The organism is Streptomyces yangpuensis (genome assembly GCF_024666385.1).
Taxonomy (GTDB): domain Bacteria; phylum Actinomycetota; class Actinomycetes; order Streptomycetales; family Streptomycetaceae; genus Streptomyces; species Streptomyces yangpuensis.
Genome location: NZ_CP102514.1, coordinates 3,352,270 through 3,365,399, shown reverse-complemented (window position 1 = coordinate 3,365,399; position 13,130 = coordinate 3,352,270). Strand labels below are relative to the sequence as shown.

The following is a 13,130-nucleotide window of genomic DNA, read 5'->3' as shown; positions in this document are numbered from 1 at the left end:
GGGCCGGCCGGGCGGGCCCCGCCCGGCCGGCGGCCTTCTGGTTCTAGGTCAGGGCCGCTTCCTTCGAGGAGCCCGTCACGGGGTCCGGGGCGGCCGGGTCAGGGCCGGTGTTGAGGTCGGTCAGCATTCGGCCCGTGAAGCCGAAGAAGTAGGTGGCGGCGAAGCCGACGAGGTAGCCGGTCAGCAGGCCGCCCGCGTAGATCGCGACGGTGACGCCCAGGCCGGAACCGCCGGACAGCAACGGGAAGAGGGCCCAGCCGGAGGGGCCGATGGCCGTCGAGCCGAAGGCCATGCCCAGCTGGTTGAAGAGGCCGACGAACGCGCCGCCGGCCGCGCCGCCGACACAGGCCGTGACGAAGGGGCGGCCGAGCGGCAGGGAGACGCCGTAGATCAGCGGTTCGCCGATGCCCAGGAAGCCCGCGGGGAGGGCCGACCTGATGGTGGCGCGCAGCGAGCCGTTGCGCGGGAGGCGGCAGTGGACGGCGAGGGCCGCGCCGACCTGGCCCGCGCCCGCCATGGCGAGGATCGGCAGCAGCACGGTGTGGCCGGACTGCTCGATGAGGGTGGTGTGGATCGGGATCAGGGCCTGGTGCAGGCCGAGCATCACCAGCGGGAGGAAGAGCCCGCCCAGGACCAGGCCCGCGAAGGCGCCGCCGATGGACAGCAGTCCGTCGGCGAAGGTGCCGATGGCGGCGGAGGCCTCACCGGCGAGGAACATCAGGCCGAAGAGGGTGACCAGGCCGGAGATCAGGATCGTGAGGGTGGGGGTGACCAGGACGTCCAGGGCCTCGGGGACCAGCCGCCGGCAGCGCTTCTCCACGTACACGGCGAGCAGGGCGGCGGCGAGCGCGCCCAGGACACCGCCCTGGCCGGGCCTCAGCTCCGTACCGAGGACGGTGATCTTCGCGACGCCCGGGAAGACGATGATCGCGGCGACCGCGCCGCCCAGGATCGGTGTGCCGCCGAACTCCTTGGCGGTGTTGTGGCCGACGAACACCGCGATCAGCGACATGAAGCCGGACGCGATCGCGGCGAGCGCCGGGACCACGGACGGCAACAGGCCCAGATTCATGAGCAGGCCGTTCAGGCCCGCGATGATCCCGCAGCCGATGAGGGCCGGGATCAGCGGTACGAAGATGTTCGCGATCCGGCGCAGCATCAGTTTGAAGGGGGTGGCGTTGCGTGCCTTCCGGGCCTCTTTCAGGGCCGCGCCCTGGGCGGCGAGTTCGCCGGCGGTGACGGGGGGTGGGGTGGGGGCGGAGTGGGCGGCGGCAGGGGGCACGGCGCGGGGCGCGGCCGAGCGGCCCTCCTCGACCAGGGCCTCGAACTCCGGGGTGATGCGGGCGACCGCGCCCGGGCCGAGCACGATCTGGTACGTGTCGTCCTCCACCACGCCCAGGACCGCCGGGAGGGACTTGAGGGCTTCGTCCTGGACGAGGGCGCGGTCGCGCAGCGAGATGCGCAGGCGGGTCATGCAGTGAGCAACCGCGGTGATGTTGTCCGGGCCGCCGACCAGGGGGAGGATCGCGGCGGCCGCGGCGCGGTTCTTGTCGGTCGGCTCGGCGGGATGGGCGGGCTCGGTGGGCTCGGTGGGCTCGGGGGGCTCAGTGGACATGGTGGGGGTCGCCTTGCCGTAGGGGGTGGGTCAGCGGGTCCGGGCCCGGACGAGGGCCGCGCGGAGGTGGCCGCGGGAGGCGGCGAGGAGCTCGGCGGCGGCCGGGCCGTCGACCTCGCCGAGGACGACGAGGATGGCGTTCTTGACCTCGCCGCCGGTGGCGGTGAGCGCGGCCTCGATCTCCTCGTCGGGGGCGCCGGTGGCCAGCGCCACGATGCGGCGCGCGCGGGCGCGCAGCTTCTCGTTGGAGGAGCGCATGTCGACCATGAGGTTCCCGTAGGTCTTGCCCAGGCGGATCATGGTGATGGTCGAGATCAGGTTGAGGACGAGCTTCTGCGCGGTGCCGGCCTTGAGACGGGTGGAGCCGGTGAGGAGTTCCGGGCCGACGACGACCTCGATGCCGTGGTCGGCGGCGGCGGCGAGTGCGGAGCCGGCGTTGCAGGACAGGCCGACGGTGAGCGCGCCGCGGTCGCGGGCGGCGGTGACGGCGCCGATCGCGTACGGGGTGCGGCCGGAGGCGGAGATGCCGATGACGGTGTCGTCCGGCCCGATCCGCAGCGCGGCCAGGTCGTCGGCGGCCAGTTGCGGGGAGTCCTCGGCGCCCTCGACGGCCTTGACCATGGCGGAGGGGCCGCCGGCGATCAGGCCGACGACGTCGGCCGGGTCGGTGTTGAAGGTGGGCGGGCACTCGCTGGCGTCCAGGACGCCCATCCGGCCGGCGGTGCCGGCGCCGGCGTAGACGAGGCGGCCGCCGCGGGCCATTCGCTCCGCGATCGCGTCGATGGCGGCGGCGATCCGCGGGAGCTGTGCGGCGACGGCGGCCGGGACGGTGGCGTCCTCGGCGTTCATGGTGCGGGCGATGTCGAGGGTGGACAGCCGGTCGATCTCGGCGAGTTCGGGGCGGAAGGCCTCGGTGGTCAGCGTCTCCAGCTGGGCGCGGAGTTCGGCGTACGCGGTCATGGCGGGAGCCTCCGGCGGTTCGGCGGTGCGTGAGGGCGTGCGGTGGCAGGCGGGCGGCGCGGCGGGGGTACGGCGGGGCCCCGCGGGCGCGGCGGGCTGCGCCGGGTACCGGTGCGGGCCGTCGCGGGGGTCGGCCTCTGGACCGGGGCGGCGGCCCGGGGGCTGTGCCGACGAAGCGCGGCGGGGCGCCGCGGCCCCGGCCCGGCCCGGCCCGGCCGCGCCCCGTGCCCCTGCCGGCTGGCTGGCGCGGGTCGGCCCGGCAGCGCCCGTACCACTGCCGTCTGGCTGCCGCACCGCGGCCCGTGGCCGTACGCCCGGCGGGCGGGGTTCGTGGTGCGAGGGCGGGTGGCGAGCCGGTGCGCGGCAGCTGGTGGGCGAGGCTGCGGCCGACGGTGCCGGAGGCACCCACGTCGTACCGGTCCCCGCCCAGGGACCCGCTGCGGCGACGTGCACGACGGCTGTGGCTGAGGCTGTGGCTGCTGCGTTGCGGTTCCGGCGGTGAACGGGGACGTGGTGGCCGTGCGCGCGGCGGCGAGGCGCGGGGTGCGGCGGTGTACGCCGGATACCGTGCGCTTCGCGCGGGCCGGCGGGGTGAGCCGCCCGCAGTCCACCGGGTCGGCGGCGTCGGCGCGGGCGGCGTGAGTCCGCGGGCCGGTGGCGCGGGTCGGCCGGCGGAGTTCCGGCGGGCGGGCGGCGGGCCCGCGGTGCCGACCGCCGCGCGGCGGGGCCGCGGGGGTCGCTTTCGGCTTCTTGCGCACCTCTGAAAGCTATTTTCGGGCGGGGTGGTGGTCAATCCGCCATTGGGCCCACGACGGGCGGGCCTTCTTCATGGGCGCCCGGGAGGTCCACAATGGCCCCATGGACCGTACGACCCCCCTGGAGCAGGCGCTGCACGTCGCCCGCGCACTCGTGCTCGCCGATCTCGCCGCAGGCAAGGTCGCCGATGCTGACGTCGTCTCCCTCGTCGAGGATTCGGTCACGCACCGCCGGTGGTGGGTGGAGCAGTGGCCGGAGGGGGTCGACTACCTTCCGGGGCTCGTCGCCCAGGACGTGCAGGACTCGCTGCTGGAGAAGTACGGGCGCTGGCCGCTCTGCCCGGTCTGTGCCCACGGCGAACCGCACGCGCTGGACGTGGAGCCGGAGCTGGGACCCGACCCGCACTGGGTGTGCTCGGAGGCGGGCGTGAGAGTGGCCGCGGTCGGCGGCCTCGGGCCCGTCCTCGGCCTCGGGTGAGCCGCCCGTGACCGTCTACATCGACCCGCCGACCTGGCCGGGCCACGGCCGTATGTGGTCCCACCTGGTCAGCGACGTCTCGTACGAGGAGCTGCACGCCTTCGCGGCGTCCATCGGCTGTCCGTCGCGGGCCTTCGAGCGGGACCACTACGACGTGCCCTCGCACCGGTACGCCGACGCCGTCGGCGCGGGTGCGGTGGAGATCGGCAGCAAGGAGCTGGTGCGCCGGCTCACGGCGGCGGGCCTGCGCCGCCCGAAGGGCCGCCCGGCCGCCTGACCGAGCGGGACGTCAGGGCCGGGACCCAGCCGAACGGCCGGGCGAACGGCCCTACGGCTGCGGCGACGCGGGCGACGCGGGCGACGCGGGCGAGGCGGGCGACGCGGGCGACGCGGGCGACGCGGACGGTTCAGGGACCGCGTTGGGCTGGGCCGCCTTCGGGAGGGACCAGACGTGCTCCGGGGTCACGATCTCGGTGACCTTGTTGGCGACGAGTGAGCTCAGGTTGCCGAACTTCCCGTCGACGTCGGAGTTCACGACGATCACCAGGGTGGCCCGCTCCTGCGGGAGGCGGACGGCGATGGTCTCGTAGCCGGGCAGCTCGCCGTTGTGGCCGATCCAGCCGTCGATGGCGGCGATGCCGAGCCCGTAGCCGACGTCGGGGTGCCCGGTGGGCAGCATGCGCACCCGCTGGGCCTGCGTGCCCGGTTCCAGCAGCCGGCCGCCGTCGGGCAGCCGCCCGCTGACCAGGGTCGGGACCCAGGCGTGCAGGTCGTCGACGGTGGAGATCATCGCGCCCGCGGACCAGGCCCAGGACGGGTTCCACTGCGAGGCGTCGACGGTCGCGCCGTCCGGGGTGAAGTTCGTGTAGCCGTGCACGAACGGGCTGGTGATCTCCGCTCCGGTCGGCAGCGAGGTCGCGTCGAGGCCGGCCGGTTCGGTGACGTGCTGTTCCAGGTAGGTGTGCAGGGGCTGGCCGCTGATCTTCTCGACGAGCAGGCCGAGCAGGACGGTGTTGGTGTTGGAGTACTCCCAGCGCGCGCCCGGCGGGAAGTTCGCCGGGTGCCGGAAGGCGATGTCCAGCAGTTCCTGCGGCTTCCAGGAGCGGTACGGGTCGGCCTTGTAGGCCGCCAGCATGCGCGGGTCCTGGGTGTAGTCGTACAGACCGCTGCGCATGTCGGCGAGCTGCCGGACGGTGATGCGGTCGCCGCCGGGCACCCCGTCGAGGTACGTCGAGACCGGCGCGTCGAGCCGTACCTTCCCGTCGTCGACGAGCTGGAGGACGCCGGTGATGGTGAAGGTCTTCGTGACGCTGCCGATGCGGGTGTGCATGTCGGTCTTGATGGGGGTGCCGGTGGCCTTGTCGGAGGTGCCGAAGGCGCGTACGTAGGGCTCGTCGCCGTCGATCCACAGGCCGATGCCCACACCGGGGATGCCGGCCTCGCGCATGGCCGCGGTGATCGCGTCGTCGAGCTTCTCGGCGATCACGTCGTCGATGCCGACCCGGCCCGGCGGGGCGGCGGCGGGGGCCTGGCCCGCGCACAGCGCGGTCAGCAGCAGGGAGGCGGCGGCCAGGACGGTGGGCGTGCGGTACCGGCCCATGCAGGATCACCCCTGACGCACGTCCCCGAGCGGTATCCGGATCCCCGAGCCGACCTTCCCATCGTAGGAAGGCGGGCCCGGGGCGGCGACCGGGACCGGAGCCCGTGCGGTGGGACGCCGGTGGCAGGGACGATCCCGATACTCAGGACGGGAGAGAAAGCACCCCACCAAGCCCCACCCCTCCGCCCCTGGCCGCAACCCTGGCCGCGGCCCTGGAACCGGCCCTGGCACCGGCCTGGCACCGCCTCTGGCGCACGCTCACTCGCTTGAGTGAAAAAGGCCAACTTGACTGGCTTCGAGGCGGGTTGCCTGATCTACGCTCAGCGCGACAGAGCACATCACCGCTGACATGTGTCGGCCCCCGCCGGGAGTGCGAATCCCGGTGCGGGGGCCTGACCACCGAGGAAGAAGCACCTTCCTGATGGATACCCAGAACACTAGCGTGCGCCCGCCCGCCCAGCCCCGTAACGGCAAGGAAAACCACCCTTCCCGGGGCACTCGTGCGAACAACCGCTCCGGCGGCGTCATCCATGACAACTCCCGCCACACCAGCCGCTTCACGGTGATCGGCAACCACCTCGCCCAGCATGCCGAGCTGTCGCTGCTGGCCATCGGCCTGTCCGTCCACATCCAGTCCCTGCCCGGTGGTGCGCTCATCGACATCAGGACCCTCGCGGCCAGGTTCCCCGAGGGGAAGACGCGGATCGCCGCGGCCCTGCGCGAACTGGAGACCCACGGCTATCTGCGCCGCACCTGCGAACGCACCAGCACCGGCCGGGTCGTCACCCGCACGGTCTCCTGCAACCAGCCGGGCCGGTCCGGCGCCGCGGACGGGCCGAAGCCGAAGCCGAAGGTCCGGCGCCCTCCTCGCCGGGAGGGCGAGCCGCCGCGCCGCGCCCTGCCCGCCGTGCCGCAGCCCGTGTACCGGGCCCCCGATCTCCTCCGGTCCGCCGTCGAGGTCCTCACGAGCCTGCGCCACTGGGACCCCCGCCTGCTGCTGTCCGCCGCGGAGGTCGAGCACCTCGCCCCCGGTGTCGCGGCCTGGCTGGAGCGCGACCTGCCGCCGAGCGCCGTGCACCATGCCCTGACGTCCGGCCTGCCGTCGGAGCCCCTGAACCGTCCGGCCGCCCTCCTGGCCCACCGCCTCACCGCGCAGCTCCCGCCCATTCCGCGGTTCAGTGCCCCGGTAGCACGCGATGTCGTCAGACACCCGCTCCGCAACTGCGACGCCTGCGACCGCGCCTTCCGCGCCGCCGAACCGGGCCGCTGCCACGACTGCCGGCCCGAACCGCCCGGGTTTCACCCGTCCGGATGACCCCCGCCGAACCGACCGCCCCGCCCATCACCGCTCCCCACGCTCCCTACGCTCCCCAATGCATATGCCAGAGGCATTTCCCGATCCGGCCACTCCCACAGGAACTCCGATGGTCAGCTCGCCCCACGAGGCGATGCACCGCATCTTCCAGGAACACCCGGAGCTCTTCTCCCGGGTGTCGGAGGTGCTCGGCGTCGACTTCGCCCCGCCCACGTCGTTCACTGTCCTGCCGAACGACCTCACCGAGACCAAGCCCTTGGAACGCCGCGTCGACACGCTGCTGCGGCTCGACACAGAGGGCGACGGGTCCTTCCTCCTCGCCGTCGAGGCTCAGGGCAAGAAGGACCCGGACAAGCCCGCCAGCTGGGCGTACTACGCCTCCTACCTCCTCACGAAGTACCGGCTGCAGCCGGTACTGCTGGTCGTCTGCCAGGACCGCTCGACCGCCGAATGGGCCGCGCGTCCCGTTCGCTTCGGGCCTCCCAAGTGGCCCCTGCTCACCCTGCGCCCGCTGGTGGCGGGGCCGCACAACATGCCACTGATCACCAGCCCCGCCGAAGTCCGCAAGGACCTGGCGCTGGCCACCCTGGCCGCGATCACCCACGCCACGAACCCCGACATCGGAGCCATACTCAAGGCGATGACCAACGTCCTGCGGGACACACCCGCAGCCCTCTCCAACCCGATCATCGAATTCATCGCCCAAGGCATGGGTAAGCACCCATCCGCAGCACTCTGGAGGAAGCTGGTGGCCGTGGACCTCTCTTTCTACACGTCGCCCCTCTCCGAAGAACTCCGCGACGAGGGCCGGGCCGAGGGCCGGGCCGAGGACGTCCTGACCGTTCTCGCGGAACGAGGTATCGACGTTCCCGAAGCGGTACGGGAGCGGGTCACCGGCTGTGGTGACGTCGAGGTCCTGGGCCGGTGGCTCCGGCGGGCCGTCACCGCGCCCTCGGCCGACGCGATCTTCGGGGACGGGTAGCGGGCCTGGTCAGGTGCGGGCGGCGGCCTCCGCGGGAGTGGCGGCGGGGGCGGTGCCGCCTGCGGCGACCACGCGGGTCGCGCGCGGCGGCGTACGGCGGTCCAGGCGCAGGGCGGCCACGGCGAGGCCGATCGCGGTGACGGTCATGGCGGCGCCCGCCCAGGCGGTGGCGGAGAAGCCCAGGTCGGCGTCGATGACGGTGCCGCCGAGCCAGGGGCCGCCGGTGTTGCCGAGGTTGAAGGCGGCCGTGGTGGTCGCCCCGGCCAGGGTCGGGGCGGCGCCGGCCACGTTGAACATGCGGGCGTTGAGCGCCGGGGCGGTGAAGAAGGCCGAGACGCCGAGCAGGAAGGACAGCGCGATCGCGGCGACCGCGGCCGAGGCCAGCAGGGCGAGGGCCGTCAGGAAGACGGTGGAGGCGGTGATGCCCCAGATCATCACGCCGAACAGGTGCGCGTCGGCGACCCGGCCGCCGATGGTGGTGCCGACCAGCGCGCCGACCCCGAAGAGGCCGAGGATCCACGGGACCCACGCGGAGTCCAGCCCGGCGACGTCCGTGAGCAGCGGTGACAGGTAGCTGAAGGCGCAGAAGACACCGCCGGCGCCGAGTGCGGTGATGCCGATCGCGAGCCACACCTGGCGGTCGCCGTAGATGCGCAGCTCGCGGCGGAGCGTCGGCCTCTCGGCGGGCAGCGGGATCCTGGGGATGAGCGCCAGGATGCCGACGAGGGCGACCGCGGAGGCCGCGCCGACCGACCAGAACGCGGAGCGCCAGCCCAGGTGCTCGCCGAGGAACGCACCGGCCGGTACGCCGAGGACGTTGGCGATGGACAGGCCGCCGATCATCACGGCCATGGCGCGGGCCCGCTGGTCCTTGTCGACCATGGCGATGGCGACGGCCGCGCCGACGGCCCAGAAGCCGGCGCAGGCGAGGGCCGCGACCACGCGGGAGGCGAAGAGGAACGCGTAGGAGGGGGCCAGCGCACCCGCGACCTGCCCGAGGCCGAAGACGCTGATCAGGGCGATCAGGGTGGTGCGGCGGGGCAGGCGCAGGGTGGCCACGGCCAGCAGGGGTGCGCCGACGACCATGCCGATCGCGAAGGCCGATATGAGCAGGCCGGCCTGCGGGATGCTGACGCCCATGTCGTCGGCGATCGGTGGCAGCAGCCCGGAGAGCATGAACTCGCTGGTGCCGAGTGCGAAGACGGACAGTCCGAGGACGTGGACGGCGACGGGCATGCGGGGGCGTGCGGCAGCTTCGGGCATGACTGTCACCAACCCGTGTGAACGCGATCGAATTCCCCCTTGTGTGTCAGCCGGGTGAATCTCCGGAGGTCAGGGCGGCCAGTTCGGCGGCGAGGTTCGCGCGGGCGGGGGCCTCCCAGTGCGCGGTGCCGTGGGGGGTGCGGAACAGGCGCGGCAGGTCGAGGAGCTGGCGCAGGACGGCGGCGCGGCCGGTGCGGAAGGCGTCGTCGGGGACGAAGCCGTATTCGTCGCGGACGGCGGCGGCGTACGCGGCGTACTCCTGGGGGGTGCCGGCCAGGACCGCCAGGTCGGCGTCGCACAGCACCTCGCCGTCGGTGTCGCCGGGGGCCGGGTCGTGGGTGACGGTGAGCCGGACCAGGCGGGCCACCTCGGCGGTGCGTGCGGCGTCGATGCCGAGCTCGGGGAGGGCGCGCTCGGCGAGGGCGGCGCTGCGTTCCTCGTTCTCGGAGCGGTCGGGGCGGTAGACGGCGTCGTGGAACCAGGCGGCCAGCCGGACGGCGGCGGGGTCGGCGGCGTGCGGTGCGAGTACGTCGATCCGGGCGAGTACGTCGGCGAGGTGCGCGGTGGTGTGGTAGCGGCGCTGGGGCTCCGCCCAGGCGGTGAGGAGGCGGTCGGCGTAGGGGGCGGGATCGAGGTCGGCGGGGGCGCCGGCGGCGGTGACGGCCGCGTGCCAGCGGGCGCGGAGATCCGGGCGGAGGTCCGTGGTGTCGGTGCGCGGGGTGCCTATGTCCATGGGCACATTGTGGGGGTGGCGTGATTGTGCTGGTGGAGCCCGGCCGGAGGCCCGTACCCTGGATATTGGACTAGACCTGTTGTGGGGGCTCTGGCCTTGCGCGAGCTCCCCCGGCCCCTCGCTCTCCCGAGCGTTCTTCCGAAGGATGGGATCGAATGAGCAACCGTGCGCTCCTGGAGGTGATCGCCCTCGACGTGGAGGACGCGGTCGCGGCCCAGGCAGGTGGGGCGGACCGCCTGGAGCTGGTCACCGACATGGCCGCCGATGGCCTCACCCCGGCGCGCGAGACGTTCGCGGCGATCCGCGCGGCCGTCGACATCCCGCTGCGCGTGATGATCCGCAAGGCGGACGGCTTCGCCGCGGGGGACGTTTCCCTGCTGGCCGCGACGGCCCGGGAGCTGCGGGCGGAGGGGGCGCGGGAGTTCGTCCTGGGCTTCCTGAACGCGGACGGCAGCCCCGACCTGGCCGCGGTCGAGGCGGTCCTCGCGGAGCTGGCCGGCTGTGCGTGGACCTTCCACCGGGCGATCGACCGCGCGGCGGACCGGGACCAGCTGCGCAAGGCGCTGGCCGACCTGCCCGGCCTGGACACCTACCTGACGGCCGGGGCGGCGGCCGGGGTCGAGGAGGGGCTGCCGGTGCTGCTCGCGGAGGCGGCGCGGGGTGGGGAGCCGGGGTACGGGGCGCGGATCCTGGTGGGCGGGGGGCTGGGGCTGGCGCACGTGCCGGTGCTGCGCGCGGGCGGGGTGGACGCGTTCCACATCGGCGGGGCGGCGCGTCCCGGCGGGTGGGAGCGGCCGGTCTCGGCTGCCGCCGTCGCCGAGTGGCGGGCCGCGCTGGACTGACCGGCCGATCCGGCCCTGCCGGGCCAGGCCAGCCCGGTGGAGCCGAGCCAGCCCGGTGGGGCCGAGCCAGACAGGCCGGGCCAAGCCAGGCAGGCCGGCCGAATTGGCCTCGCCGGGCCAGATCAGCCTCGCCGGCGTTTGAGGCGCGGGGTCTGGGGCGGAGCCCCAGGAGGCCGGCGGAGGCCGGTGTGGGGGCCGGGGCCGGGGTGGGGTGTCGTCCTGGACTCATGATTTATGGCGCCTGGGGCGGACAGGCCTGTCGAGGTTGTCGAAGCGCCACAAATCACGTTTTACGTCCCGGACAACACCCCACGCCGTCCCCGTCCCAGGCCGGCCGGGCCCCGCAGTTCAGCCCGGGGCGCCACCCGGCGGTGGCGGACGAAAGGTCAGGCCAGGGCCTGGGGGAGGGGGGCGGAGTGGAGGGCCGTCAGGCCCGAGACGGCGCGGGTGAGGCAGACGTACAGGCGGCGCAGGCCGGTCCGCTCGTCCGGTTCGCCGTCGACGATCGCCGCGGGCTCGTCGAGGACCACGTAGTCGTACTCCAGGCCCTTGGCCAGCGAGGCCGGGACCAGGGTCAGGCGGGACTCCGCGGTCGTCTCCTCGCCGGGCGACAGGTACGGCAGGCCCGCCGCCAGCAGGGCCTCGGCCAGGGCGGGGACGCGGGCGTCCGCGGCGATCAGGCCGATGGAGCCCTCGTGGGCCAGGGACTCGCGGCAGGACCGGATCACCGCTGCCGTCAGGTCGTCGGTCTCGGTGACCCGGAGCGATCCCGGGGTTTCGCGGACGGAGGAGACCGGTGCCAGGCCCGGGGAGATCGCCGGCAGCAGGCGGGAGGCGTAGGCGATGACCTCGCGCGGTACGCGGAAGCCGGCCGTCAGTTCCTCCAGTACCGCCTGCGGCTTGCCGAGGTGGGTCAGGGCCTCGTCCCAGCTGCGCGTGGCCCACGGCGTGGTGCCCTGCGCGAGGTCGCCCAGGACCGTCGCCGAGCCGGTCGTGCAGCGCCGGCCCACCGCCCGGTACTGCATGGGGGAGAGGTCCTGCGCCTCGTCGAGGACGACGTGACCGAGCGAGTGGGTGCGTTCCACCAGGTCGGAGGCCTCGTCGATGAGGACGAGGTCGGCAGCGGACCACTTCGCCGACTTCACGCTCCGGAACGGCTTCGGCCACAACAGGAGCTTCTGTTCGTCCGCCGTCAGGACGTCCTGCGCGTGTTCGGCGAGGAAGTCGGGGTCGGAGAGGAGGCGCAGGACCAGCTTCGCCGGTTCCACAGGCGGCCAGATCTCCTTGACCGCGGCCTTCACGGCCGCGTTGCGGGCCACCGCGTCCTGGACGCGGTCGTCCGGTGCCTCGCCCGCCTGTTCCATACGGACCAGGACGGCGTGCGCGATGCGCCGGGGCAGGGCTTCGCGGGCGGCGCCGTAGCGGATGTCGCGGTTCTGCAGCTCCTCGACCATCTCCTCCAGCTCGTACGCCGGTACGCGCCAGCGGCGCGAGCCGCGGACCACCATCAGCGGTTCCGTGGGGCGGCCGACGTGGGAGCGGACCGCGCGGCGGAGCACCTCCGCCATGCGGGCGTCGCCCTTGACGACGGCGGTCTCGGCGGGGTCGGTGCCGCGTACCTCCAGGCCCCCGCGGGCCACCAGGTCGTCGACGGTGGCCTGCTTGACCTCCAGCTCGCCCAGTGCGGGGAGGACCTGCTCGATGTAGTGCAGGAAGGAGCGGTTCGGCCCGATGACGAGGGTGCCGGTGCGGGCGAGGCGCTCGCGGTGCGCGTACAGCAGGTACGCCACGCGGTGCAGGCCGACGGCCGTCTTCCCGGTGCCGGGGCCTCCCTGTACGCAGACGGAGCCGGACAGGCCGGAACGGACGATTTCGTCCTGCTCCGGCTGGATGGTGGCCACGATGTCCCGCATGGGGCCGACGCGCGGGCGCTCGATCTCCTGCTGGAGCAGCTTGCTGACGGCGGCCGCCTCGGCCGGGTCGGACAGGTGCTCGTCCTCGTAGGCGGTCAGTTCGCCGCCGGTGTAGCCGAAGCGGCGGCGCAGGGCGATGTCCTGCGGGTCCTTCTTCGAGGCCCGGTAGAAGGGCTGGGAGACGGGCGCGCGCCAGTCGATGACCATCGGGTCGCCGTCGGCGTCGTGGACGTGGCGGCGGCCGATGTAGAACTGCTCGCCCTCCGCGCCCTCGGCGAGCTCGGCGCCGGGGGAGTGCAGGTAGTCGAGACGCCCGAAGAACAGGGGCGTATGGGCGAGGTCGGCCAGGGCCTTGATGCGGTCGTCGATCTGGGCCTGCAGGACGATCGCGTTGACCCAGTTCGCGGTGACGTCGCGGATGTCGAGGGCCTCGACGTCCTCGCGCATGGCGCGCAGGGCGGAGCGCGAGGCGGTGAGGTGGGCCCGTTCGCGGCCCAGCGGGTCGGCGGGCGTCGCGTCGTCGGCGGGCGTCGCGTCGTCGGGGGTGGTCTCGGGGGCGTGCGCGGGCACGGGACTGCCTCCAGCTGCTGGAACGGAACAGATGCCCCCGGTTTCCGTCCGGCGGGCGGCTCTCCCCGGTGAGGCGGTGGGAGGCGGCAAGAGCGGAGATTCTA

At 73.9% G+C, this 13,130-nt stretch carries 11 protein-coding genes; 5 read left to right on the top strand and 6 right to left on the bottom strand.

Annotated features, from left to right (window positions below; genetic code table 11):
• Positions 1 to 43: 43 nt before the first annotated feature.
• Both NRK68_RS15230 and murQ read right to left on the bottom strand, forming a co-directional pair.
• Complete coding sequence (locus NRK68_RS15230; protein ID WP_257856001.1) at positions 44 to 1,615, bottom strand: PTS transporter subunit EIIC; 1,572 nt, start codon at positions 1,613 to 1,615, stop codon at positions 44 to 46.
• A 30-nt stretch (positions 1,616 to 1,645) separates the two neighbouring features.
• Positions 1,646 to 2,575, bottom strand: a complete 930-nt coding sequence (murQ, locus tag NRK68_RS15225) for an N-acetylmuramic acid 6-phosphate etherase (RefSeq protein WP_183067909.1) — start codon at positions 2,573 to 2,575, stop codon at positions 1,646 to 1,648.
• Between the two features lie 858 nt (positions 2,576 to 3,433).
• On the opposite strand from murQ, the gene NRK68_RS15220 reads away from it, so the two are divergent.
• Together NRK68_RS15220 and NRK68_RS15215 are read left to right on the top strand one after the other, a co-directional pair.
• A complete protein-coding gene (locus tag NRK68_RS15220) occupies positions 3,434 to 3,808 on the top strand; it encodes a DUF8819 family protein (RefSeq protein WP_183067908.1) in 375 nt (124 codons plus the stop codon).
• A gap of 7 nt (positions 3,809 to 3,815) precedes the next feature.
• On the top strand, positions 3,816 to 4,085 hold the full coding sequence (locus NRK68_RS15215) for a DUF4031 domain-containing protein (RefSeq protein WP_183067907.1): 270 nt from the start codon (positions 3,816 to 3,818) through the stop codon (positions 4,083 to 4,085).
• Positions 4,086 to 4,136: 51 nt separating this feature from the next.
• Here the strand turns inward: NRK68_RS15215 and NRK68_RS15210 are convergent, their stop codons facing one another.
• Positions 4,137 to 5,408: a serine hydrolase domain-containing protein gene (locus tag NRK68_RS15210; protein WP_257855999.1), complete on the bottom strand. Its 1,272-nt coding sequence runs from the start codon at positions 5,406 to 5,408 to the stop codon at positions 4,137 to 4,139.
• 421 nt (positions 5,409 to 5,829) lie between these two features.
• Between NRK68_RS15210 and NRK68_RS15205 the strand changes: the two genes are divergently transcribed.
• On the top strand, positions 5,830 to 6,723 hold the full coding sequence (locus NRK68_RS15205; RefSeq protein WP_257855998.1) for a helix-turn-helix domain-containing protein: 894 nt from the start codon (positions 5,830 to 5,832) through the stop codon (positions 6,721 to 6,723).
• A gap of 109 nt (positions 6,724 to 6,832) precedes the next feature.
• Complete coding sequence (locus NRK68_RS15200) at positions 6,833 to 7,705, top strand: RpnC/YadD family protein (RefSeq protein WP_183067904.1); 873 nt, start codon at positions 6,833 to 6,835, stop codon at positions 7,703 to 7,705.
• Between the two features lie 9 nt (positions 7,706 to 7,714).
• Here the strand turns inward: NRK68_RS15200 and NRK68_RS15195 are convergent, their stop codons facing one another.
• Complete coding sequence (locus NRK68_RS15195) at positions 7,715 to 8,941, bottom strand: Cmx/CmrA family chloramphenicol efflux MFS transporter (RefSeq protein ID WP_183067981.1); 1,227 nt, start codon at positions 8,939 to 8,941, stop codon at positions 7,715 to 7,717.
• Between the two features lie 73 nt (positions 8,942 to 9,014).
• Positions 9,015 to 9,701: an HD domain-containing protein gene (locus tag NRK68_RS15190; RefSeq protein WP_183067903.1), complete on the bottom strand. Its 687-nt coding sequence runs from the start codon at positions 9,699 to 9,701 to the stop codon at positions 9,015 to 9,017.
• Positions 9,702 to 9,856: 155 nt separating this feature from the next.
• Here NRK68_RS15190 and NRK68_RS15185 point away from each other — a divergent pair, with 155 nt between their 5' ends.
• Positions 9,857 to 10,543 (top strand): copper homeostasis protein CutC, encoded by a 687-nt coding sequence (locus tag NRK68_RS15185; RefSeq protein ID WP_183067902.1) that lies wholly within the window; start codon positions 9,857 to 9,859, stop codon positions 10,541 to 10,543.
• 386 nt (positions 10,544 to 10,929) lie between these two features.
• On the opposite strand, the gene NRK68_RS15180 is transcribed toward NRK68_RS15185, so the two are convergent.
• Entirely contained in the window at positions 10,930 to 13,026 is a 2,097-nt protein-coding gene (locus NRK68_RS15180; protein ID WP_373023549.1) for a HelD family protein, read from the bottom strand.
• Positions 13,027 to 13,130: the final 104 nt, after the last annotated feature.